The sequence below is a fragment of the Candidatus Obscuribacterales bacterium genome, assembly GCA_019744775.1.
Classification (GTDB): Bacteria; Cyanobacteriota; Vampirovibrionia; order Obscuribacterales; family Obscuribacteraceae; genus SBAT01.
In genome coordinates this window covers 258,870-283,174 of record JAIETZ010000001.1, presented here as the reverse complement: position 1 = coordinate 283,174, position 24,305 = coordinate 258,870, and the positions used below count along the sequence as shown (strand labels likewise).

The window sequence follows — 24,305 nt, the reverse complement described above, 5'->3', positions numbered from 1 at the left end:
AATAGGCACGCACACCGTGCTTAAAATGACGGACTGTGTGCTTTCTTGTTCCTGGTGATTGCCAAGAATATCGTGCGTTAGTCTGTCGGCGGGATTAATTTGTCTGGAACGTAGTTTTCATCCTTGGGCGGACTTATTTCACCCATGAGACGTCCGACCTGAAGAGTAATAGTTGTCTGTTTGCCGTCGCCTGAAACCATCACAGAACCTTCGGTTCTGTCCTTATGGCAGGCAAAATTGACCGTCTGACCGATGGTGTCAATGCGGTCCATAAGCCAACCTTGCTTTTTTAGCTCGCTGCGGTAGTAGAGGCTGACCTTATCGACATCATCATTGGTTAGAACCATGACAAATTCTGAACTGTCTGCCCCCTCTGTTTCTCCGGCAACAGAACCTGCAGGTTTGGCGCCTGGATAAACGGGCAGCGGAAAGCTGCCGTTTAATGCCTTATGTCCTTCAGTGATGGTCTGTTTAACTCCCCCTGAATTGAAGCTGACCTGGTCCTGAGCTGCGCATGAAGACAATGCCAGGACGGCAAAGATACAGATAAGACATTTCATCATTTGGTTTTACTCGGAAAAACTTTACCGGAGGCTATATTTTACCTCTCGAGGGGAATTATTGTATTGTGTGGATAGACGACTAAAAGCGTTCTGACCCAGTTGTCAGGTTAAGGCGACATGTACAAGAGCAAGTATTTTCAGTATTTTGTCCTGCTTTCGTTGCTTCTCGCCTTGCCGAAAGCAGCTTTTTCCAATGATGAAAAACCTGCTGATATTACAGTTAAGGTGCAAAGTCGCTGGGGTGGTCTGACAGCGCTTGGTCCCGATACGCTGGCTGATTTGGCAGAAAACGTAGCACCGTCTGTTGTGAATATTGATGTGTCGCCATATGGTCAGTACGGTAGACAACCGCTGAAGCAATCCGATAAATTTTATCGATACTATGGTGTGGAACCACCGGCGCAGAGTCCTGCTCGTACGACAGGCTCGGGAGTGATACTAAAGCCCGACGGCATTATTATGACGAGCAATCACGTAATTGAGCGCTCCGACAGGATAAAGGTGACGCTTCATGACGGTAGAACTTTTCTTGCTCGCGTGCTTGGTTCTGATCCGTTTTCCGATCTGGCGGTTTTGAAAATTGAAGCGACTAACCTGCCGACAATTCGCTTTGGTACTGCTAAAACAGTAAGACCTGGTGATTGGGTATTAGCAATAGGAAGCCCGCTTGGTTTGGACCACACCGTCACTTTAGGTATCGTCAGTGCTCTTGGACGTGAAGCAAAAGGGCTGGATAGTTTTGGTGCGCGCTCAGGGGCCGTGCGTTTCATTCAGACGGATGCTGCTATCAATCCGGGTAATTCCGGAGGTCCGTTGGTAAATTTAAAAGGTGAAGTTGTAGGACTTAACACTTTCATTCGCGGTGATGCGCAAAATATTGGTTTTGCCATTCCGTCGGACATTGTTGCCGAAGTGGCGAATACACTTATGCGCCAGCAACCCATTCCGCATCCTTTCATCGGTATTGTTATGGAAGAAAGAGATGACAATGAACTGGTATCAGATGGGAGAAAAGTAAATCAAGGCGTGGAAGTAAGAACGGTAAGTCCGAATAGTCCAGCTGCCAAAGCCGGACTAATGCCCGGTGACATAATTACGGAAATTGAGGAGAAGCAGGTTGCCCGTCCCGGTGAAGTCAGTGAAATAGTACGCAAGGCTGACATCGGTGATTACTTGAGTTTGATAATCAAACGGCAGGGACAATTGCGCACCATTACAGTGAAGGTTGAGCAATTGCCTTCCGGTTCCGAATACCAGTAGATTTTTGACCGATTAGATTCACGGATAGAACAAGCGCGGCAATTAAAAGGCCCGGCACACTGGCAGACCACCAGTTGCTTTCAATGAGCCCTGCTTGCGCTGTGCCTAACATGTGTCCCCAACTTGGTGTGTCCGGACCAAGTCCTAAACCGAGAAAACCAAGACCGGCTTCCATCAGTACGGCATCCGATACCAAAAGTGTTGTTTCTGCAACTATTACCGTTGCCGCGTTGGGCATCAGATGGTGAAATAACATTTGTGCATGTCCCAATCCGGTGGCAGTAGCTGCTTCTATGAAGTCTTCACTCATTACGGATAATACCTGCGCTCTTGTTAGTCTTGCTGCTTCCAACCAGCTGGTAGCAGCAATGATTATGACTACAACAGCAACGGGCAAATATCCATAACTATAATTGCTCACATGTAATAGTTGAGCAATTGGATGCGGTAGGTCACGGACAAGATTGGGAGTAGATATAAGGGACTGAAATAAAAGAATTAGAACAATGCCTGGAACGGCCAGCATGCCATCGACAAAACGCATCATCACTAAATCAACTTTGCCGCCCAAAAGTGCGCTCAGTCCACCCCAGAAACTGCCGAATGCTGAAGCCAAACAAGCTGCAGCAATGCCTACAAATAAAGAAGCGCGAGCACCCCATACTGCTTGTGAAAACACGTCTCTGCCTAAATGATCCGTGCCTAAAAAATGTCCGGCGCTGAAAAGCGGCAGATTGCGCTCCGCCAGATTGATGGCTAAAGGACTAATTGAACCTGTGATTGGAGCAATAAGTGGCGCAAAAATGGCCATGCTGATTAGCAGCAGGAAAATGACGATACCGCATATGGTGCTTATATCAACTTTTTGCATAGGCTTTACTGGTGGCGCTTTGTCGAGAATTCTTGAGACGCGGATCGACCGATTGAGAAATTATGTCAGCCAGCAAATTAGCCAACACGACCAAAACGCCGTAGATAACAGTCAGCGCCACAAGGACGGGATAATTCCGCCCAAATGTCGCCTCAACTGTAAGTCTGCCCAGCCCCGGCCAGGCAAAAATTGTTTCAACAAGCACTGATCCACCCAGGAGTGACGGCAATGAAAGTCCCAAGAGGCTAATTACCGGCATTAAACTGTTTTTGAAAACGTGTTTGATAATAACTGCTTTATAGCTTAAGCCTTTGCTCAGCGCGGCAATTACATACTGTTTGGATAACTCTTCAGTTATGGACGATTTTATAAAAAGCGCTACTTTGGCGCCTCGGCGTATGGCAAGAACTAGTGCCGGCAACCAGACATGGCTTAAAAACGTAAAAGGAGTATTAGCTTGTCCGGGATTGTTGAAAGCTAAAACGGGAGCTGCTTGAGTCCATTGAGTAAAAACGAACAAAGCAATTAGAGCCAGGTAAAAACTTGGTGTTGAATAAACTAATAGTGTGGCTAGGTAGGCCACGCGACAAGGCAGTTGAAATTTCAGAACGGACAAATAACTCATGAATAATCCAAATGCAATGCCGCCAACAAAGGTGAAGATAAGGGCGGTGCCTGTCAGCGCCGCTGTTGGACCAATACGTTCGCCGATAACTGTTAGAACGGGTTTGCCATCTCGATAAGAGCGACCAAGTTCGCCTTTGCCGACAAAGCCACCCAGCCAGACAAAATACTGTTTGGGCCAAGGCTCATCCAAACCAAATTCTTTTCTCAGGGAAGTTAACTCTTCGGCCGGTATGTCTTTCTGGCTATTTCCTAAAAGAACATCGACAGGATCGCCTGGAATTTGTCTGACAATGGCAAAACAAAAGAGCGACAGTATTAGGAGTAGCGGAATGGCGCTCAGCAGTCTTTTGATAATCATGAACGTCGTCAAATCCTCGCAGGACTGCCAGCATTAGCTTAGCGTCATTTAGGATACTTCATGGCTTCGTTGACAAACAAATGCTCTACCTAATAGGATTGCTCTTAGCCTACTTGTAAGGGGCCATGGCGGCATAGCCAAGTGGTAAGGCAGAGGTCTGCAAAACCTTTATCCCCCAGTTCAAATCTGGGTGCCGCCTAATTTTCCCCTTGTCAAGAGGCTCGGGCGTCCCTGCCGGCACAAATTGCCGAAAGACGCGCTAGAATAGGCAAGCACGGCGAGAAGCGAAGCAAGCGTGGCGATGAGCAATGCGCGGCGTAGCGATAGCGAAACCGGAGCGTTACAAAAAGGGCAGTTGGCGCAGTTGGTAGCGCACCACTTTGACATAGTGGGGGTCGTGGGTTCGAATCCCGCACTGCCCAATTTTTTATTGGCCGAAAGTAATTACTGAACCTTCCTTAGGCATTTGTCCCTGATGAGGTCCAACGTAGCTCGGTTTTTCCAGGGTGACCTTTTTTCTGCTCAGTTTTTCTTGATCAAATTTGTGCTCGTCAATTTTGCCCTCGACGGTGAAATTGTCGATTGCATAGGGAATGCTGTTGGCGGCAAAAATTGTTGGTTTGTCTGTAACGTGGAAATGTAAGTGCGGTTCAGATGAGTTACCGACATTGCCGACGTGACCAATTACTTGGCCGCGCGTTACCTTGTCGCCTTCCTTTACCGCTATCGTTCCAGGTTTGATGTGGGCGTAAAAGGCAAATGCGCCTTCTTCCGGTAAGGACATGATTATTGTGTTGCCGCCTGGATAGAACTTGTTTTTAGAAGCCGTACCAGGTACTTGATCGGGAAATTCATTGACGACACCTAGTATGGTGCCATCAGCAACAGCAATAATCGGTTCATCATAAGCAGGGTAGGAATTTACTTTCAGTGGATTGCCTGTAAGAGCTTGACCTTGCGTATTAAGCTTGGTCCAGTCAATGGCATAGCGCTGCGAGCTGTAGAGATCATTGCTTACTGGAAATAACGCACGTCTGTGAGGAATTCCGTCATAGCAGTTATTAGCTATCCAGCCACTGCCTTTTAATGGCGGACCTATACGAATTGGTTTCTTGGTATCAATTGATGTGAGGGCACCGACATCGCTTTTCTCTTCTCTCTCATTGAAAGTTTTGTAAGTTACTTTATGGCGAATATCCGACGGTAATGACGTGCCTGCCGGAAAGGAAATGTTCATCCAGGCAATACCTGTTTCACCTGGTTGCAAGAGAGTATCGGCTGACTCTGTTTTGCCGACTTCTGTGAGATTGTCAGCTAGCTTTTGCTTGGACAGGCTAAGCAGAACCTGTCCGTTTTTATCTAGAGCTTGAATTTCAATTAGTTTTACAGGTTGACGGCCAAAATTTGTCAGAACAACTTCATAAACAAGATTGGTTAGCCCGTCGATGCCGACAAAGGGTCTTGGTGGTGTAACAGATTTCATGAGAATAGGCGTCCAGTTGGCCGGTTCTGTTGCTGGATTTACTGCGGCGTTTATAGGTGATTGAAGTGCCGCCAAGAAAAAAGTTGTGGCTATGGCAGTGGCGGCGTTTCTATTGCTTTGTTGACCGAACATGACCGACTCCTCTTTACCTGTGCAAATTGAAACACATTGACATGGGTTTCACGTCAATGTGTTTCGTGTGGACAACCTACCTATTAGTGTGTTCTAGGAGTGTGTGGCGTTGATGAGTTGTCCGCAGCCGTTGTAATAACGGCATGATACGTAGAGCAGAGCATAGATGGTGCCCGGCGCTGCCCATGGTGGCTCAACCCTAAAGTAACTGGTCGTCCAGCATGGTGGCGGTGGTGGTGGTGACCACGGCGGTGGGTAATAGACAGGCGGTGCCGGTGGCGGTGTGGGTGATGGCGGCGGTGGTGGCTTTTGAACCACGGGGCAAGTCATGGCCCACTCGGATGCGAGTGCCTGACAGCCTTGTGTGTTATCCGGCGCACACCATTGATCGCTGTAATTTGGTCCTGCCATAGCAGGCGGAATTAAGGAGAATCCTTCCTTCCTGTGTTCAGGTAACTGATAGGCGGTGAAGTGCTTCGCTGCCGAGTTGGGATTTGGTGCACTGGTATCATTTGCTCCACCTTGTTCGTAGTGATTGCAGTGCTGGTCTCTGGCCCGCGCTTGCCAAATTACTTCTACGTTTGGATCAGAAGTTGATTTGACTTTTATAGCTTGGGTGCACTGGTATTCCGCTTGCTTGTTGCCTGTCGGCACATTGGAAAACGGTGAAGTAGGACTCGGATGTAAGATCACAACTGAGGCTTGTGGTGTGTTGGGATCGCCCAAGTGGAACATGAATTTAAGCATGTTGTTTGCCGGTATCGAACCTTGGGCAAGGGCCGGTGGCAACCAGCCAGGATGACCTTCTCTTTTGCCGATTACAGGTGAATCCGTGCGCTTGTAAAAAACCAATTGGCTTACTAGATTGCCATCGGCGCCCTTGGTCATCGGTGCGCACCAGTTGCGCACTGGTGCCTTAGAGTTTTGTCCGGTTGATGCCAAACTTGCTAGAACCTCTTTCTCGGTTGCTGCACGCATGGCTGGATAGAAATCGGTGCCCATCACTACAAAGTGATCAGAACTTATTCTTTTCACCCCGCCACCTGTCAATGTCTTAAGATTCTTTTGAATGGAATCAGTTACTTGCATGCAATAGGCAGCATTGCGCCAGGCGCTATCCAGTCCTGGATATTTTTCACCAATTTTCTTGGCGAAGGCGGCGCCTTCCGGCCCTTGCAATTTGGTCTTATCACCATCGGACATCTGTTCGGGGTGTTCGATACTGATATTTGTGCCAAGATTTTGATTGCACAACTGGGCTAAAGCTTTTACTACTGCCAAGTTGGTCTCGAAAGCAAAGTTGTTGGTTGTAGATAGGGAATTTTCAAAATCCGTCAAATCCTTAATTGGATTGCCGTCTGTTGTTTTTACATCTCCTTCAGGAGTGATGAGAGCAACAGAGGCTCCTGTCGGCAACACAGGATCGGCCGGTATATAACCCCACATTCTTACTTCCTGTCGGGAATAAGCAGAAGGATCTTGAGACCAACGAGTTAAGTCACGCGGATCACCGTTGCCGTCATTGAGCACCATTATCGCCGTTAGAATTCCCGGCAATTGTTGTTCTTGAGCATAGACCGGTTCAAGATAACTTGCTCCTTGTGTAATTGGAAATGACTTCGGTTGAGAGTTGCCGTTAACGTAAGTCTTTAAATCAAAGCTCAACGCATCGATAACGGACTTGGGATTTGGTCGAAGTCCCATACTGCGCAACCAGTCATAAACCATAAACGACAAAGACACGCTAGGATTGTCGGAGTCTCTTCCCGGCAGACCTTTGAAGTTGAGTTTGTCCAGTGATCCCGATGAAGGGAAATTGCTTCCATTGGCTTTCAACCAAACACCTTTGGCGCCGCCATTCCAAGTCTGTGACTCATCTGTTGCATCGACACTTGGTGTTGCAGCCTTGGCGTCGGAATACTGCACAGCGTTCATAATTGATTTGACGCTATTAAAAGTAAGTGGTGTGCTGTCGTTAGCTGCAGCTGCTGGATTGCCGGGAAATCCTTGTGGGAAACTAACGGCGAGTGTGCCGGTGGCTGCAGTCATGCGCTGACCGCCGGCCGTGGCTGTAGAAATCACCTGAACAGCTTTGTTCACAGGAGTTCCACCCGGCGATACTATAGAGTTTACTTGTTCGTTAGCTGTTACTTGCACGCATGAAGGCAATTGGGACATTGCTGTCGACAGATCAGTGCCTGAGCCTGCGCCTGTTACCTGGCTGAAATATGCTTTATCAATCAGAGAAACTGAATCAGCCAGTGAAAGTAGTCGAATATTCATACCACTTAGTCCTGGCATGGCAATGTTGACGTTTGGTTTGTAGAAGCGCATGCCGTTGGCAATGTAGGAATTGGAGCCATTGATGTCAGCATCAGTGGCTGCAGATCCAGGCTGACTGGGCGTAGGTATATTTGTTTGTCCGGTACTTGAATCAACTGTCATTGTTCCTATTTGAATATCAATAGTCGTTGAAGCATCACCACTTTTTTTATTACCTAATCTAACTGCATTGGCAGTATAAGTATCCTGGGCGTTTTTTTTGATATTTACTGCATTGCCGTCACGGTCAAAGGCACCAGCTTGACCGGTGCGAGAAAGCTCAATGCGCTGGCGCAATTGATTGATTGCGGTAACTGCTCGTGCGCTGTCTTGTGCCACCAGATACAAAATATTCTTGTTGCCTAATTGACTGGCAATAAGGGCATCAAGACGTAATGTTCCGACTAGAGTGTTGACGCCAATTACTGGATACTTATTGCCGGTTGGCGCCGGATTATCCACAAGACCTATTTTTCCAAGCGGGCCATCGACGGTAATGAGCGTCATATCTTTGGCGGCTTGCAAGGCGGCTGCGTCAATAGCAGTAGTTGCCTGCTTGTGTCCACCTAGATACTGGTTGTAGACCATCATCACCATGCCGATCATGAAGGTGACAAAGAGAAATAAGGTCACCATCATGACCAGAGTATTTCCTTTGGCTTCCTTCCTATGTTGAGCTTTCATGATTGATTCCTCTTGTTTAAATAGGACTATGAGTGAGTTGCATTTATAAGTTGACCGCAGCCGTTGTAATAACGGCACGAGGTGTAGAGCAGAGCCCAGATGGTGCCTGGTGTGGCAAAGGCTGGTTCGACTCTAAAATAAGACGTGGCCCAGCACGGCGGTGGCGGTGGTGGCGACCAGACCGGCGGATTTGGTTTTGGTTGTGGATTTGGTTTTGGATCAGGGGTTTCACCAGGCGGCGGATTCTCCACCACAGGACAGGTTACGGCAAATTCGGCAGCCAGAGCCTGGCAGCCTTGCTGATTATCAGGAGAGCACCACTGATCGTTATAACCATTGGCGGCAAATGCAGAAGGCATCCAAGACTCTTTGTGGCGAACAACATTTTTTGCCCCAGGGAAGTCGGTAAAATATTTGGCGGCTGAATTTGGATCAGGTGGGCCTGATGGATTTGATTGCCCCGGATAATGATTGCTGTGCTGATCGCGCGCACGAACCTGCCAGGTTACTTTGACGTTTGGATCGGAAGTAGACGGCACCTTTATAGCCTGCGTGCACTGATATTCAGTTTGCTTATTGCCTGTCGGGACATCAGCAAACGGAGAATTTGGACTTGGATGTAAAAAGACAACCGACGCCTGCGGACTGCCCGGATCTCCCAAGTGGAACATAAATTTCAGCATGTTGTTGGCTGGAATTGCTCCTTGCGCCAGAGCCGGTGGTAGCCAACCGTCATGCGGAGATCTTTCACCAATTACAGGTGCTTCCGTGCGTTTAAAAAAGACCAGTTGGCTGTGATAGTTACCATCAGCTTGTTTTGTCATTGGCGCGCACCAATCTCTAAATGGCGCTTTGCCGTCTTGTCCAGTTGGGGCTTTATTGGCAAGAATTTGCGATTCACTAGCCGGTCTGTCTGCCGGATAAAAGTCGGTGCCCATAACTACATAATGTGAGTTGCTTAGTTTCTTAACGCCACCGCCTGTAAGTGTCTTCAGGTTGTTCTTAATTCCTTCAGTTACTTGCATGCAATACGCGGCATTGCGCCAGGCATAATCTAAGCCCGGATGATTTTTGCTTATGAACTGCTCAAGTTTTGCTCCGTCCGGGCCATTGAGCTTTTTCTTGTCCGATTCAGACATGGTCTCCGGATGATTCACATCAATGCTTGTATGCAAGTGTTGATTAGCCAGTCTGGCTAAAGCTTGCGTGACGGCAATATTTGTTTCGTAAGCATAGTTATTGGTGACTAGAACTGCTGTTTGGAAATCGGTAATATCCTTAACAGGATTGCCATCGGTTGTCGTGACATCGCCATTGGCAATAAGTGCTACAGAAGCACCAGCAGGCAATACTGAATCAGCCGGCAAATATCCCCACATTCTCACTTCCTGTCTTGAATAAGCGGCAGCGTCTTGATCCCAGCGCGTCAGATCACGAGGATCGCCCATGTCGTCATTCAGGCGTAAAAGAGCCGTCAGAATGCCCTGATCATTTCCTGCAGCATAAGCAGCAGGAAATAATTCGCTGCCGCGACTAATTGGAAATGATTTTGGTTGGGCGCTGCCGTTGGCATATGTTCTTAAGTCGAAACTTAAGGCATCGACCACGGATTTAGCATTCGGACGCAATTGCAAACTTCTCAGCCAGTCATAAACCATAAACGAAAGAGCAACGCTGGGATTATCAAATTCACGCCCGTTTATTCCTTTAAAAGGATGTTTGTTGAGGGAACCGGAAGCAGGAAAATGATTGCCGTTGGCTTCCAACCAGACTCCTTTGGAGCCGCCGTTCCAGGTTGCGTCATCGGACGCTGTGACTGTTGGTGTGGCAGTATCAGGGTTGGTAAATTGAGCGGCATTCATCATTGATTTGACGCTATTAAATGTAAGGGGTGTTGAATCACCTTTGGTGCCAGTCGGATTTGCCGGAAAACCTTGCGGGAAACTGACGGCAAGTGTGCCGGTTTGAGAAGACATTCGCTGCCCGCCGACAATTGCTGTAGCAATCACTTGTAAGGTTTGCGACTCGCCGGCTTTGCTTTCAATTGGTCGTATAGTTTCACCCGCACTTGCCTGAACACAGGTAGGCAGTCCGGCAATGGCGGAAGCTAAGTCGTTAGCTTGAGTGTTGTTGCTGCCTTGAAACTGCGTATTGTCCACTAACGATACTTGTTCGGCCAAATTTAAAAAGCGGACATTTTGAGAGGGCAGTCCTGGAATTGCAATGTCTGTGTCGGCTTTATAAAAACGAGTGTTGTTGTTGATAAAGGAATTTGCCCCGGTGATGCCCGGATCGTTGACTGAAGCTCCTGGTTGCGATGGCGTGGGAACGTTTGTGTTGCTTGAGCCTTGGCTCAGTGAACCAATGAGCAAACTAACTTGTGTGATGCCGCCGGCAGTTCGTTTGAGTCCGGCACGCAAGGCATTATTGTTGTAGACAGATTGCGCACCGGCAAGCATATTGATGCTTGTGCCATTTTTGTCGAAAGCTGAATCTTCTCCTCGCTTTGATGCTTCAATGCGTTGTTTCAATTCTTTCAAAACAGGAACTGCTCTTTTGGCATCTTCGTTGACCAAAAAGAGCATTGTTTTGTTTTCCAGTTGCGTGGCGATCAGCGCATCCAGACGCAAGGTTGCCACCAAGGTATTGACGCCTGTAACAGGATATTTATTGCCCCTAGACGGAGCCGGATCATCGACAAGGGCAATCTTGCCTAACGGACTGTCGACAGTGATGCGCGACATGTCCTTGGCCGCCTGCAGTGCCGCTGAATCAATTGCGGTGACCGCTTCTTTGTGAGCGCTGAAAAATTGGTTGTAGGTGAGGACAACAAAACCTATGAGGACAATGGTTATGCCGATTGCGGCCACAACCAAGGCGAGAGTATTGCCCCTTTCCTTGCTTACCATCCGTTGTCCTTGCCTCATGGGACGTGGGATTCCCCAAAGAGCTTTATTCCCTGAAATGGATTTAATGAAACAGGTTTAATAAATGCGGAGGTTAAATGTCAAACTTTTTGATTACTGCCAGCCTATTTATCAGCAATAAGTTTCTTGAGCAGTTGGGCATCATATTTATAGATTGGTAAAAAAGGGGTCTAAAATGCGCTTGATTCAATTATTGCTTGCCTTAGCCCTGTTTTCCGGTATGGCGGCTTATGCTGACGATCAGCAGGGGGACAACAGTGACTCAAATAAAGAACTGACACGCACTGTAATGGGCAATGACATGCCGGATTTTCAAACGATAATTGACCTGCCTTCGCTCTCAGACCAGCAGCGCGAGAAAATAAAGGGATTGATGGTCAACTATGAGCAGGAAGTCGCGCCAATTACGCAAGAGGCTCAATCGATTAGTTCAAGTATGCTGCAAGGTGGTTCGCTGACACCTGAGCAAATTCAGGAAGCGTCTCAATACCTTGAGTCAGGTACATTACCAAACGCCTCACTGGCTGAGTCAAAAGGGCTCGGGCATGCCATCGAATTGAAAGAACAAGTGAAAGAGAAGCGCAAAGCACTCTGGTTACAAATTCAAAATGTGTTGACACCTGAGCAAGTTAGTGAACTTCAGAACAATTAATTTTTGAAATTGAACTTTTTGGGCTCTTTTCCGTCTTAAGAATATAACCCCGGCGTAAGTATTCTTTTTTTTGAGGAGAGCAATGAATCTATGGATATCTATCGTCTATTTGTCTTTAGCAAGACATTGGGATTTAAAACCCTTGTCGCAGTTGCCGCTTTGGGGACTGTTGCTGGTGTCGCCTATGCCGAGGATGCGCAAACTGGTGAGGGCAGTATCTTTACGCCGCCTTCGTCAGTAACGACACAAGAACCGAGATTTGCTCCGGGATCTGCCCCTGGATTTGCCAAAGAACCAGGTTTTCACAAAAATGGGAAAGGTGGTTTCCGGCATGGAGGCAAAGGTGCTCGTGGTAATCATGTCGGCTGGCATCAGATTCAGATGTTGCCGTCCTTAAGCCCTAATCAGCGCAAGGAAATTAAGGACATCTATCAACAAGCGAAAGCCGACATTCAACCAGATGTTCAGCAAATAAAAACTATGAGGGATCAATTTAAAGGAAGTGGTCCATCTGGACTAAGCGCTGAGAACAAAGAAAAGTTCTCGGCCATTAAGACACGCTTGCAGGCAAAGCGTGAAAGCGTCTGGCAGCAAGTGAAAGGAAAACTCACTACACAACAATTGGACGAGTTGGACAAAATGCGTGCTGGAGATCTTAAGCCGCCAGGTTTAAGAGACTCCGGATAGTATTGACGGGCAGGGCTTCGCCTTAACGTGAGGCGAAGCCCTGAAGTGCTTGTGGTGTCATGGTGACAAAAAATATTTGGATAAGCCATCTTTTACGCCGCGCAGGATTTGGATGCACGCCGAAAGAACTTGCTCACTACTCAAAACTTGGCTATGAAGCAGTTGTAGACGAACTCATCTATCCGGATGCCGTAGACAATTCAGCTTTGGATAGGGTTATTAGTTCACAGGAGTTCGACTTCACGCAAATTGACGATTTGCGCCGCTGGTGGCTTTACCGCATGACCTTTACAAAAAGGCCGTTAGAGGAAAAAATGACACTTTTCTGGCATGGTCATTTTGCCACAGGCGATAACAAAGTGCGTAACGCCTACAATATGTATTTGCAGAATTTGCTTTTGAGGAAACATGCGCTTGGTAATTTTCAAGACTTACTAATGGGAATTACTCGTGATCCGGCAATGATTGTTTATTTGGACAATCAACAAAATCGGCGTGGTAAACCCAATGAGAATTATGCTCGAGAAGTGATGGAACTTTTCACGATGGGCATAGGCAATTACAGTGAGCGTGATGTTAAGGAAGCAGCGCGAGCTTTCACCGGCTGGCATACAAGACAAGCAAGCTTTTTCTTCAATACAAGACAACACGACTACGGAGATAAAAATGTCCTTGGCGTGCATGGTGATTTAGATGGCAGCGATGTCGTGAGATTACTTGCTGCTCGACCCAGCACGGCACGATATATTGCAAAGAAATTAATTACGTTTTTTGCATACGACAATCCTGATCCGCAGGTTGTCGAAGAAATTGCTTCTGTTTATGTGACCAACAAATTCAAGATAAAGCCCATGCTCAAGGCTATTTTTAAGCACCCGACTTTCTTAAGTGAAAAGGCATACCATGCCAAAGTGAAGTCTCCTGTCGAACTTGTAGTCGGCACGCTAAAGCATTTGGAAATGCAAAACTTAGATGCAGATCTGCCTACGATAATGTCCAGAATGGGACAAAATATTTTCAATCCACCGTCTGTGAAAGGTTGGGATGGTGGTGCTGCCTGGGTCTCGACAGACAGCATGATGGAACGCTTTAATTTTGCTGCGCGGGCCACAGCCCAGAAATTCGATGAGTTGCACTATTACGCAAGTCCATCTGAGCTTGTCTACAAACAAAACATACGAAATGCCGGCCAATTAGTAGATTACTTTCTTAATTTGCTAGTAGAAGGAGACGTGCCGCCGGAGACTCGCCGGCGTTTAATAACTTACGTTTCCTCAGATTTAACCGGCAAACAAGTATCAGCTTTAGCCGATGATCGCACTTTAGATGCTAAATTGAGGGGGTTGGTCCATTTGATCATGACAAGTCCCGCTTACCAATTAGCCTGAAATCGAGGAATCTATGAATAATTCCGGCAATGATAGTAGCAATGTAACCCGCAGGAATTTCCTGAAGGGCTTGGGCGTAGCTGGGCTTTGGATGTCGCATAGCAAATTATTTGCGCTTGCAGCCCAAGCTGCCACTGTTAAACGCATACCGGGTAAAGACAAGATACTTGTTGTTGTGCAGCTCAGTGGTGGCAACGATGGTCTCAATACCGTTGTACCGTACGGACTTGGCTCTTACTATGACGCACGACCACAGATAGGCATTAAGCCAAATGAAGTATTGTCTCTTAATGGTCAACTTGGTTTAAACCCAAATATGGCCGGCATGGCTCAGCTATTCAAGAAAGGCAAACTGGCAGTAATTCAAGGTGTCGGCTACCCAAATGCGAATAGGTCACATTTTCGTTCAATTGAGATTTGGCAGACAGGTTGCCCCGATAAAATTCGCGACACAGGCTGGTTAGGTCGTTATCTTGATCTTTCATCCAGCGGCAATAACTTTGCCGACAACTTATTGGCTGCGGTGAATGTAGATCCGGTATTGCCGAAAACATTGTCCGCCAACAAAGTCATTGTGCCTTCGGTAGCCAGTGTCAATGACTTCCGCTTCAAGGTTGACCCGGATTACCCGCAAGATAGAGGTGCACAAATATCGGCGTTTGAGGACATCTATGCAAACTTCAACTTAAAAAGACCGTATGTTGATCTGTTGCGCAAGGTTGGACTGGAAGCAAATAAGGCCTCGGATAATTTGTTGGCGATGACAAAGAACTACAGAAGTCCTGTTGATTATCCGGAAACTGAGTTTGCGCGCGGTTTGAAATTCATTTCGCAGATGATTACAGGTGGCGTAAATTCAAAAATTTACAACATAAGCCTCAATGGATTTGATACGCACGTCAATCAGGCGCGCACTCAAGCTAGACTCTTGAAGAATCTGTCTGAGGGACTTACTTCATTCCAGGCTGACATAGAAGCTCATGGTGTTGCTGATGACGTACTTGTAATGGTGTTTTCTGAATTCGGTAGGCGTGTTGCTGAAAACAATGGTCGGGGCACTGACCACGGAACAGCTGAGCCGATGTTTGTACTTGGCAATGGCGTACATGGCGGGATTTATGGCGATCACCCAAGCCTATCCAATCTTGATAATGGTGATTTGAGGCACAAGGTAGACTTCCGGTCAGTGTATGCCAGTGTACTCGACCGTTGGCTGAAGGCTGATAGCCAAGCCATTCTCGGCAGCAAATTTGACCAGCTTCCTTTTGTCTAGCTAGTATAATTAGCCCATGCGTCTTGACGAGTTGGTAAAAGCTGAGGGAGATAAGATTCGCCGGGCTGCCGGCGAGCATGGTGCGAAAGCCGTGCGCTTTTTTGGCAAGCTTGAGTGGGATAGTGACAAGCCTGACGGCAGTATTTTTGTTCTTGCTGAGTTTGTCCCTGAATGCACGCTTCTTGATCAAGCAAGCTTGTCTCTTAGCATGAAAAACATTTTTGGACACAATGTTGAAGTGTTTTCCCAGTCGGCATTAACTGAAGATGTCTTAGGTAATCTTCTTGAAAGTGGTGTGCCTCTAACTCATGATGATGAGTACAACTTAGGTGGCATTCAGACTGCTATAGAAAAAGCGGAAAAGTACAAATCACTCGGTCGCGAAATATTTGAGCAGAATGAACTTGTGCAGACTTTTGTTGTGCATCAATTGCAGATTGTCCATGTTTTAAGCAATCGAATTTCAGAGGACATGAAAGAAGAAGCCGATGAGATCGATTGGGAGAATCTGGTACCACTTGAGGAAATTCCCCTCTACAAAGGTCGTGAACTTGTCGATAATGTCCCCTCAGGGCGCGACAAAGACTTGATGCTTTTCAATACAATGATATTTGCTCTGGAGCTTTTGGAAAAACATGTAGGACGCCCTCCGGAAGAGACGCAACAAGATGAGTTAATTCGCTCGTGGTTGGCACATCATTTAACTGTGGCAGGAGATGCTTGTCGATCCCTGTCACCGCAATTACGCAAGGCGACCCCTGATATACCGTGGGATGTGCTTATTGAAATGGCTTGCATTATTGAAGTGAGCGGCAGCGATCTCGATTGGCAAGCAATCTGGAATACGGTTGAACACGACGTTATGCCGCTTCTAGCAGCTATGAAAGAGATAAGAGCACAACTAGATGCGCAGGGCAATTAGGGATCAGGTGGCGAATCGCCCTCAACCATGACCCAGAACTGTCTGGCGATATCCCAAACAGCCTCTCCCTTCCAGTTTCTTAGATAGACGCGGGCAATCCAGGTACCTTCTTTGTTGAGCTTCAAGTCCGGACGGAAAATATAGTGCCCTTTGAATAGATCATTGGGGTCGTTGGCGTTAAACTCGTGGCTTAGAACTTCCTTGCCATCGGGATCTTCTATGACGAAGAGCCCCTTGTATTGGCGGCGCTCATAAGGGGTGCCAAAGCCCACTACGCAGGCGCAATTCATCTTCATTGGCAGCTCTTTGCCGACAAACAAGTCGAATAGACCCTGGCAGTCGATGTGGCCGTCTTCGCTATGCTCTGCCTGGTTGGAGAAGAGGATGTAGCCGCTGTGTAGGTACTTCATGCTACCTGCCTTAGTAAAGGACATTGTGTATCGTCTTTCTACCCGGCAAGGTTCGTTATTCAACGCAATGTTAACCAGTGTCTTTCAAGATGAAGCCGATAATATTAGCTGTTCAAGCAAAGAAAAAGGACGGCTCGTAAGCCGCCCTTTTCGAATTACCGTTCACCAAGACTACTTGCTGGCGGCAGCTGTCTTGTTGTGGGTGATGATTCCTTCGGCCAAGTTGCCCGGTACTTCTTCGTAGTGGCTGAATTCCATTACGAATGTGCCTTGTCCACGTGTCTTGTTGCGCACGTCTGTGGCATAACCGAACATTTCGCCTAGAGGAACCGAGGCTTTCACCTTGGACTGTTTGTCAACGGTGTCCATGCCTTCTACGCGTCCGCGACGGCTGGACAAGTCGCCAATTACATCGCCCATGTATTCCTCAGGCACTTCTACTTCTACCTTCATTACAGGCTCAAGCAGAATTGGCTTGGCTTTCATGAAACCTTCTTTGAAGGCGATAGAACCAGCGGCGCGGAATGCCATTTCTGACGAGTCCACTTCGTGGTACGAACCGAATACGAGTGTGGCGCGCATATCTATTACTGGATAACCAGCCAAGATACCGGATGCCATGGCATCGACAATACCGTGCTCGATTGCTGGGATGTATTCTTTTGGAATTACGCCGCCGACAATCTTGTTGACGAATTCGAAGCCTTTACCTGCTTCCAATGGTTCAATTTCGATAACGCAATGTCCGTATTGACCACGACCGCCTGACTGACGGATGAATTTGCCTTCTTGCTTAACGTGTTGCTTGATCGTTTCACGATAGGCAACTTGTGGTTTACCGACGTTGGCTTCTACTTTGAATTCACGCAACAAACGGTCGACAATGATTTCCAGGTGCAATTCGCCCATACCGGCAATGATTGTCTGGTTGGTTTCCGGATCGACTTTGACTTTGAAGGTTGGATCTTCTTCTGCCAAACGTCCAAGCGAGATACCAAGTTTGTCGGAGTCTGCTTTTGTCTTTGGTTCGATAGCAACCGAGATAACCGGTTCTGGGAATTTCATGGATTCCAGAATAATTGGAGCATTGTCTGCGCAGAGCGTGTCACCAGTCGTAGTGTCTTTCAAGCCAACGGCGGCAACAATGTCACCGCAGTATGCTTCTTGCACGTCTGTACGTTGATCAGCTTGCAATTGCACGAGACGGCTTATGCGCTCGCGCTTGTCTTTGGTGGCGTTGGCTACATATGAGCCGGCTGTGAGCTTACCGCTATAGATGCGCAAGAACGTAAGTTTGCCAACAAATGGGTCGGTCATAACCTTAAAGGCTAGAGCAGAAAACGGTTCATCATCAGTAGGTTTACGGGTAGCTTCTTCGCCACTCGGCAAAATGCCTTTTACGGAAGCTACATCAACTGGAGACGGCAAATAGTCGACAACTGCATCGAGCAATAGCTGAATGCCTTTGTTCTTAAATGCAGAGCCGCAAAGAATTGGAATCAACTTATTGCCGCAAACTGCTCTGCGCAAGGCCGCTTTCAATTCATCAAGGGTTGGCTTTTCACCACCGAGATATTTCTCCATTAGAGCATCATCGGTTTCGATAATTGCTTCTTCCAATGTATGGCGATATTCAGCAGCCTTTTCCTTCAAATCATCCGGGATAGGTACTTCTTGAATCTTGCGACCTAGCGGATCATCTTCCTCGTAGAGGTAGGCTTTTTCGCCAATCAGATCGATAACGCCAGTGAAGCCGGCTTCGGCGCCTATCGGCAGTTGAATTGGGTGGGCATTGGCCCAGGTGGAGTGCATTCCAGCCAAGCCTTCTTTGATTTGTTTGACTACGCGATAGAAGTCAGCACCGGAGCGGTCCATTTTGTTGACCAGCACCATGCGCGGTACTTCGTATCTGTTAGCTTGCTTCCAAACTGTGTTGGTTTGTGGTTGTACACCGGCTACGGCGCAAAGAACGATAATTACGCCGTCCAACACGCGCATGGAGCGCTCAACTTCTACGGTGAAGTCGACGTGCCCTGGTGTGTCAATAAGGTTGATTTGCTTATCTTTCCATTTGCTGGTGATGGCAGCAGCGGTAATTGTGATGCCGCGCTCTTTTTCTTGAGCCATCCAGTCGGTTACCGATGTCCCTTCGTGTACTTCACCCATGCGGTGGATAAGACCGGAATAGAACAAAATACGCTCGGTGCAAGTGGTCTTGCCAGCGTCGATGTGGGCTGCAATACCCATGTTCCGTATGTCTTTGAGATCTTTCGTTCTAGGCACGGCTTGGTTCCTTTCTGAGGGACTCAGTGTGAGTTGGGCGCTATCCGCATATCATCGCGGTTTTAAGAGGGATTTCGGACAAAATCAAGAATTGATTAATACTTCTTGACAAGTGTAGCAGCTCTGAAGTATTTCAGACCTGCTACTGCTCTTTTATGGATCGAAAGTAAGGGCGCATTCAATGCGCCCTTACTTTAGTAGCGGTAATGGGCAAAAGCCTTGTTGGCTTCAGCCATCTTGTGGGTCTCGTCCTTCTTGCGGACTGAAGCACCGGTGCCGTTGGAGGCATCGATGAGTTCACCGGAAAGACGCTCAGCAAAGCTGCGTCCGGCGCGCTTGCGGCTGTTGGCAATGAGCCAAGCAGTAGCTAGAGCTACACCACGCTGTTGCTTCACTTCTACAGGTACTTGATAGGTAGAACCACCAACACGGCGGGCTTTTACTTCTACCAAAGGTGTCACATTCTTGACAGCTTTATTGAAGACATCCAAGGATTCTTGTTTGGTTCTTTCTTTGATCAAATCAAGAGCATCATATAAAGCACGTTGAGCGGTGCTCTTTTTACCGCGCTGCATCATGCGGTGCACAAAGCGCTGGACCAGTTGGCTGTTAAAAACACCGTCCGGCGATGGAACTCTTTTTTCGATTACTGCTCTTCTTGGCATTTTTTTCTACCTTAGTTATTGAAATTACTTCTTGGCTGCGCCGGCTTTAGGCTTCTTGGCGCCGTACTTGGAGCGGGATTGCATTCTGTCCTTAACACCAGCGGTGTCCAGTGCTCCACGCACGATGTGGTAGCGAACGCCTGGCAAATCTTTGACACGGCCACCGCGTACCAACACGACAGAGTGCTCTTGCAGGTTGTGTCCGACGCCTGGAATGTAGGCTGTCACTTCCATGCTGTTGGTCAAGCGCACACGGGCTATCTTACGCAGGGCGGAATTTGGTTTCTTTGGGGTGGTGGTTTTCACCTGGGTGCAAACGCCACGACGCTGCGGGCATGACTTCAATGCCGGCGACTTGGTTTTGTAAGTTACCTTGGATCGTTCGCGACGAATCAATTGGTTGATGGTTGGCACCAGCAAATTTCCTTATCTAATCGCTCCGGCTAACGCCTTCGCTTGCCTTCCGGCATTCCTTCAACGCTCGGCTGCGTGCTCACTGCACCTTTGCCTCGCTTCGCTTTGGTGAAATTCAAAGCATAAAGACGATTGCTAATCTTACCAAGAACTAGCTTGGTAAGTCCACGAACCTTTCTTATTACTTTATGTTATTTACGTATCCATCAAAGGATTGGGCAGCACCGGGACTACCCTTGGACCTTCTAATTGGCGCTTAGGTTCACGCGCTCTAATCCAATGCTCGCGGGCTAGAAGACAGTAACTGCCCACCTTTTTAAAGCCGTCCTTCTCCAAAGACTCAATGACTTTGTCCTGAAACTCAAATGCTTTGGCGGTAACCACCGCTTTGCGGCTTAAAGTATTTAAATTATTGAGAGCAAACGTAACAAGCTCCGGAGCCAAGTCCGACCAGCCTGGATGAACCGCAAATTCCAGATGGAAATCTTCCAGGTGATGGCTGGTTACTTTGACAGCACTGGTCAAAACTTTGCGTTCGCTGTCTTCAGACACCCAGTACCAAGCCTTATGACCGGTTATCTTATTGCGTAATTTTTCTACTTTTTGATTGGGCAGTTCAAACACGCGAAAATCATCTGGAGACTGAGACAAAATCATGCGAATTTCCGGCGGCAAAACATCTTGATTCAAGTCAAACAATGCTCGGCGATCGCCTGTTAACGCAAGTCGAAATGGTGGCTTCTCATCAAAGTCTTCGACGCTTTTTCCGTTGAATTCTTTTTCGTAACGAATAACTCTTGTTGCCCGTCTAAAACCACAAGCGGCAAACAAGGCTAAAGCAGCATCATTTTTCTCAGACAACTCTGCCACGAAATGATTGACGCCTTGACCGCCAAAGAGAGCAAATACATAACGCAATAATTCTTGCGCAATACCACGCCCGCGATGGTGGGGATGAACGACTAAATCCTCTATTTCCCAGCATTCTTTGGATTTGCCGCGAGCACGAATTGAAATCAATCCAAGAATAACGCCATCTTCTTTTGCGACATACACAGATGGGCCGACGTGAGCCTGGACCGGCAGCCAATGTTGCCAAAATGTCAGTCCACGATACTGCGTGCGACTATCCTTGCAGTCGGCTCCAGAAAAGGCATCTTCCGGTTGGTGACGCAAAAGTGCACGCATTTGCGCGTAATCTGTTGCTAACAATGGTTCGATTTTTATCACGACTTACCCTCTATTCTAAACGCCATTATAACCTTGAAGCGGAGCAAGAGCTGCGATGAGCAGGTCGCTGCAAAGCGAACGCATGCTGCCGGACGGTAAGTGGAGGCGAAGTGGTAACGCAGCCGGAACGTTATGGAGGATATACTATGTAGCTTATGGCTAAGAAGGGTAAAACTCACGTTACGGCGCCTGCTCAGAAGCCCAAGGCGGACGCACCGAAGGAGCCGGTTTTTAAAACCATCTCCGATAATCGTCGTGCGCGCTTTGAGTATGAAGTTATTGAATCGATGGAATGTGGCATTGAGCTTTCCGGGACGGAAGTGAAATCCATGCGTCAGGGCAAAGTTACCTTACAAGACGCTTTTGCTCGCATTGAAGACGATCAAGTATGGCTTTACAACTGCCACGTGTCGCCATATGACCATGGTAATCGTTTCAATCACGAGCCTTTGCGCAAGCGTAGGCTGCTCTTGCATGGCCGTGAAATTCAGAAGCTAAAGGGCAAGGTGCAAGAAAAGGGGTTAACTCTTGTCCCTTTGAAGATCTATTTCAAGAGGAATTGGGTTAAAGTGAACCTGGCTCTTGTGCGTGGTAAGCAGCTATATGACAAACGTCAATCTATAGCCAAGCGTGATTCGCAGAGGCAATTAGACCGAGTTGTAAGGAAATTCAAATAGGACACTATAAACTAGAGGTAGTAGCTCTTGTCAAAGTCAATGGACATGGTTGTCAGATCGCTTTCAGTATTGTTCGTAACGCTCTGTTGGTTAGTCTTAGCGCAGACAGCAGCTTTTGCTCAATCACCTCTGGCGGTAATTTCGTCTGAGCGCAATGCACAAGCTTACGGTGAGCAGCATCTAGGCAACTGGGAAGAAGCATGGCTTGCTTTCAAACAAACGCTTGAGGCTGCCAATGTTCGCTATGACTTGTTGACGGATGGAGATTTGACCAGTAGCGGCGCTAAGTTGCAGCCTTATAAGTTGGTAGTTGTTCCTCTTTTGCTTGATCTTTCACCGGAAGCAGTATTTGCTCTCAACGAATACGTTAAAGGCGGCGGCAAGATCTTAATTACAGATGGTGGTGGCAATCTTTCTCAAGCTGCTCAAGCCGTAGCCGATCTAGCCGGTGCTTCCGTGCAAAAACATTTGAGTGCTCCTGATGGTCGCACTCTTGTTTGGCAGCGTGATCCAATTCCTGTTCGTCAGGATTTTGCTGTAGGCACACTTATGGCTGATGTTTCCGTGCAAGGACAGGGAAACGCTGTAGCTAGATGGTCTGACGGCAGTGGCAATCAGTCAGGTGTGGCAATTGCTAAAGGTCCTTCGGCAATTTACTTCTCTTGGGCTCCTGGTCTGCAGGGCGAAATTACAACGAATGCTTATTTGATGACTCTTGCCTTTGAAGATTTGTCGAACGGAATAACACAACAAGCAGCTATTCAAATTAGTTTTGCCGACTATCAAACAATTGGTCAAGAATTGGCATATCTGACTAAGCGTACAGATGAAGCCATCAAGACTGCCAAGCAAGCCGATTTGGCAGTGCCATTCCGGACGATTCAACAAAGTTTTGAATCTGCCCAGGCGCACGTAAGGGCTTTCGATGAGGCTTACAAGCAAAGACATTTCTATTCGGCTGATGAAGAATTACAAAAGGCTCGTCATGACTTTGCTCTAGCTTTTGCTCAATCAATGCCTGTACGTCCGGTAGAGGCTCGTTCGATTTGGCTGGATCGCGGAACTATTGTCGCGACTAAAAACGAAAAGGGTCTCTCTGCACTTTTCGACAAATTGAAGGCAGCAGGAATAAACGTTGTCTATTTTGAGACTAACAATGCCGGCTTCTGTATGTATCCGACAAAAGTAGGCGTACAAAATCCAGACATGGTGGGTTGGGATCCACTTGCGGTAGCTGTTGCTGAAGCACATAAGCGCGGCATGGAATTGCACAGTTGGTGCTGGGTCTTTGCTGTCGGTAATTTGCGTCACAACCCAATCATCGGAAAAGACCCTGACTATCCAGGTCCTGTCTTAACCAAATATGGATTCAGCCTGGCGTTGGCTCGCTCCAATGGTTCACTCTTGCCGAATAACCAACCGGAATTTTGGTTGGACCCGGCCAATCCTGAGGCTCGCCAATATCTAAAGAACCTCTTCACTGAGATTGTCTCCAACTACAATGTCGATGGTTTGCAGCTCGATTACATCCGCTATCCCTTCAACAACAAGGGCACGGAAATGGGTTATGACTGGGTCGGCAGACGTCGATTTGAGCAAGAAACAGGATTGTCGTTAGACAATCTCGATGAAACGACAAGACTTCTTTGGCAAGCTTGGAAGATTCAACAAGTAAGCAGTTTTGTTGAAGACATTTCCAAAACTCTTAAGTCTATGAAGCCAGGCTTCCGTCTTTCTGCCGCCGTCTATGCAATGCCGCATCGCTTGCGTCTGAATGCCATTCAACAGGAGTGGGAGACTTGGGTGCAGAATGGTTGGATAGACACGCTCAATCCAATGAGTTATGTGCAGACAGCAAAAGATCTTTCTATTGTTGCAGGCTATGTGCGCGAAGAGTGTCAGGATAGAGCCCTTGTTTATCCAGGACTTTCCATTCGTCAATTGGACACAGCTGGACTTATTGAGCAACTAGATACCTCAAGAGTAATCGGTACGCTTGGTACAACAATGTTTGCTATGGCTCAATTGGATGACAAAAAGCAAAATGTGTTGCGTGTTGGTCCCTACAGAAAGCAACCGCTTCTGACTCCGCAATCAGAGCCAATTAGTGCATCGCGAATTCTCGTTGATGATTTTGCAGCGATGGTAAATCGTTATTTGCAAGATCCCAAAAAACGCATCTTGTCCGATCAATCAAGCACCAATGAAATTCTCTCGGAAATTGAAACTGTACAGCAAGCAGTACACGATTTGCCGGATAAGGCCTCTGCAGACGAGATTACCAAAGTGGACAAGGCAATTCGTACCCTGCATGCTAATACGCAAGATTGGCTCAGGCTGGAAGCCTTTATACAACGTGGATTCCGTGCACAATACATAGCCAGTTATTTGGCACAAGTAGAAGCAATCTTATCCTATGCCGCTCACCGGGCTAAGACGATGAGCCAGCTTCTGGCAGGTGGGCACTAGGATTTAAG

The 24,305-nt window shown here is 47.5% G+C and carries 19 protein-coding genes, 2 tRNA genes and 1 pseudogene; 11 read left to right on the top strand and 11 right to left on the bottom strand.

Annotated features, from left to right (window positions below):
* Positions 1 to 77 precede the first annotated feature (77 nt).
* Positions 78 to 563, bottom strand: a complete 486-nt coding sequence (locus K2Y22_01115) for a hypothetical protein (protein ID MBX9877032.1) — start codon at positions 561 to 563, stop codon at positions 78 to 80.
* A 117-nt stretch (positions 564 to 680) separates the two neighbouring features.
* Here K2Y22_01115 and K2Y22_01110 point away from each other — a divergent pair, with 117 nt between their 5' ends.
* The gene (locus tag K2Y22_01110) at positions 681 to 1,823 is read left to right on the top strand and encodes a trypsin-like peptidase domain-containing protein (protein ID MBX9877031.1); all 1,143 of its coding nucleotides are present in this window, start codon (positions 681 to 683) and stop codon (positions 1,821 to 1,823) included.
* Here K2Y22_01110 and K2Y22_01105 read toward each other — a convergent pair.
* Positions 1,777 to 2,694, bottom strand: coding sequence for an ABC transporter permease (locus tag K2Y22_01105; protein MBX9877030.1), 918 nt, complete (start codon positions 2,692 to 2,694; stop codon positions 1,777 to 1,779). The genes K2Y22_01110 and K2Y22_01105 overlap by 47 nt on opposite strands.
* Positions 2,681 to 3,679 (bottom strand): ABC transporter permease, encoded by a 999-nt coding sequence (locus K2Y22_01100; GenBank protein ID MBX9877029.1) that lies wholly within the window; start codon positions 3,677 to 3,679, stop codon positions 2,681 to 2,683. Before K2Y22_01100 ends, K2Y22_01105 begins: the two co-directional genes overlap by 14 nt.
* A gap of 127 nt (positions 3,680 to 3,806) precedes the next feature.
* Between K2Y22_01100 and K2Y22_01095 the strand changes: the two genes are divergently transcribed.
* Positions 3,807 to 3,878, top strand: a tRNA-Cys gene (locus K2Y22_01095).
* Positions 3,879 to 4,028: 150 nt separating this feature from the next.
* Positions 4,029 to 4,101, top strand: a tRNA-Val gene (locus K2Y22_01090).
* 5 nt (positions 4,102 to 4,106) lie between these two features.
* On the opposite strand, the gene K2Y22_01085 is transcribed toward K2Y22_01090, so the two are convergent.
* The 3 genes from K2Y22_01085 to K2Y22_01075 all read right to left on the bottom strand — a co-directional run bounded on the left by K2Y22_01085 (position 4,107) and on the right by K2Y22_01075 (position 11,209).
* Complete coding sequence (locus K2Y22_01085) at positions 4,107 to 5,294, bottom strand: M23 family metallopeptidase (GenBank protein MBX9877028.1); 1,188 nt, start codon at positions 5,292 to 5,294, stop codon at positions 4,107 to 4,109.
* A 93-nt stretch (positions 5,295 to 5,387) separates the two neighbouring features.
* Entirely contained in the window at positions 5,388 to 8,300 is a 2,913-nt protein-coding gene (locus K2Y22_01080) for a hypothetical protein (GenBank protein MBX9877027.1), read from the bottom strand.
* Between the two features lie 26 nt (positions 8,301 to 8,326).
* Entirely contained in the window at positions 8,327 to 11,209 is a 2,883-nt protein-coding gene (locus K2Y22_01075; protein ID MBX9877026.1) for a hypothetical protein, read from the bottom strand.
* Between the two features lie 193 nt (positions 11,210 to 11,402).
* Between K2Y22_01075 and K2Y22_01070 the strand changes: the two genes are divergently transcribed.
* The 6 genes and pseudogenes from K2Y22_01070 (at position 11,403) to K2Y22_01045 (ending at position 16,149) form a co-directional block, all read left to right on the top strand.
* The gene (locus K2Y22_01070) at positions 11,403 to 11,879 is read left to right on the top strand and encodes a hypothetical protein (protein ID MBX9877025.1); all 477 of its coding nucleotides are present in this window, start codon (positions 11,403 to 11,405) and stop codon (positions 11,877 to 11,879) included.
* 90 nt (positions 11,880 to 11,969) lie between these two features.
* Entirely contained in the window at positions 11,970 to 12,566 is a 597-nt protein-coding gene (locus tag K2Y22_01065) for a hypothetical protein (protein ID MBX9877024.1), read from the top strand.
* Between the two features lie 59 nt (positions 12,567 to 12,625).
* A complete protein-coding gene (locus tag K2Y22_01060) occupies positions 12,626 to 13,954 on the top strand; it encodes a DUF1800 domain-containing protein (protein MBX9877023.1) in 1,329 nt (442 codons plus the stop codon).
* A gap of 13 nt (positions 13,955 to 13,967) precedes the next feature.
* Positions 13,968 to 14,048: pseudogene (locus tag K2Y22_01055) on the top strand (twin-arginine translocation signal domain-containing protein).
* The gene (locus tag K2Y22_01050) at positions 14,046 to 15,227 is read left to right on the top strand and encodes a DUF1501 domain-containing protein (protein ID MBX9877022.1); all 1,182 of its coding nucleotides are present in this window, start codon (positions 14,046 to 14,048) and stop codon (positions 15,225 to 15,227) included. Before K2Y22_01055 ends, K2Y22_01050 begins: the two are co-directional and overlap by 3 nt.
* A gap of 16 nt (positions 15,228 to 15,243) precedes the next feature.
* Complete coding sequence (locus K2Y22_01045) at positions 15,244 to 16,149, top strand: hypothetical protein (GenBank protein MBX9877021.1); 906 nt, start codon at positions 15,244 to 15,246, stop codon at positions 16,147 to 16,149.
* Here K2Y22_01045 and K2Y22_01040 read toward each other — a convergent pair.
* The 5 genes from K2Y22_01040 to K2Y22_01020 form a co-directional block, all read right to left on the bottom strand.
* Positions 16,146 to 16,559 (bottom strand): hypothetical protein, encoded by a 414-nt coding sequence (locus tag K2Y22_01040; protein ID MBX9877020.1) that lies wholly within the window; start codon positions 16,557 to 16,559, stop codon positions 16,146 to 16,148. The two genes, K2Y22_01045 and K2Y22_01040, sit on opposite strands and share 4 nt — an antisense overlap.
* A 171-nt stretch (positions 16,560 to 16,730) precedes the next feature.
* The gene (fusA, locus tag K2Y22_01035; protein ID MBX9877019.1) at positions 16,731 to 18,806 is read right to left on the bottom strand and encodes an elongation factor G; all 2,076 of its coding nucleotides are present in this window, start codon (positions 18,804 to 18,806) and stop codon (positions 16,731 to 16,733) included.
* A 230-nt stretch (positions 18,807 to 19,036) separates the two neighbouring features.
* The gene (gene rpsG / locus K2Y22_01030) at positions 19,037 to 19,507 is read right to left on the bottom strand and encodes a 30S ribosomal protein S7 (protein ID MBX9877018.1); all 471 of its coding nucleotides are present in this window, start codon (positions 19,505 to 19,507) and stop codon (positions 19,037 to 19,039) included.
* A 24-nt stretch (positions 19,508 to 19,531) separates the two neighbouring features.
* The gene (gene rpsL, locus K2Y22_01025) at positions 19,532 to 19,921 is read right to left on the bottom strand and encodes a 30S ribosomal protein S12 (GenBank protein ID MBX9877017.1); all 390 of its coding nucleotides are present in this window, start codon (positions 19,919 to 19,921) and stop codon (positions 19,532 to 19,534) included.
* A 195-nt stretch (positions 19,922 to 20,116) separates the two neighbouring features.
* Positions 20,117 to 21,151 (bottom strand): GNAT family N-acetyltransferase, encoded by a 1,035-nt coding sequence (locus tag K2Y22_01020; GenBank protein ID MBX9877016.1) that lies wholly within the window; start codon positions 21,149 to 21,151, stop codon positions 20,117 to 20,119.
* Positions 21,152 to 21,306: 155 nt separating this feature from the next.
* Here K2Y22_01020 and smpB point away from each other — a divergent pair, with 155 nt between their 5' ends.
* Complete coding sequence (smpB, locus tag K2Y22_01015) at positions 21,307 to 21,828, top strand: SsrA-binding protein SmpB (GenBank protein MBX9877015.1); 522 nt, start codon at positions 21,307 to 21,309, stop codon at positions 21,826 to 21,828.
* 27 nt (positions 21,829 to 21,855) lie between these two features.
* Positions 21,856 to 24,297: a family 10 glycosylhydrolase gene (locus K2Y22_01010; GenBank protein MBX9877014.1), complete on the top strand. Its 2,442-nt coding sequence runs from the start codon at positions 21,856 to 21,858 to the stop codon at positions 24,295 to 24,297.
* Positions 24,298 to 24,305 lie beyond the last annotated feature (8 nt).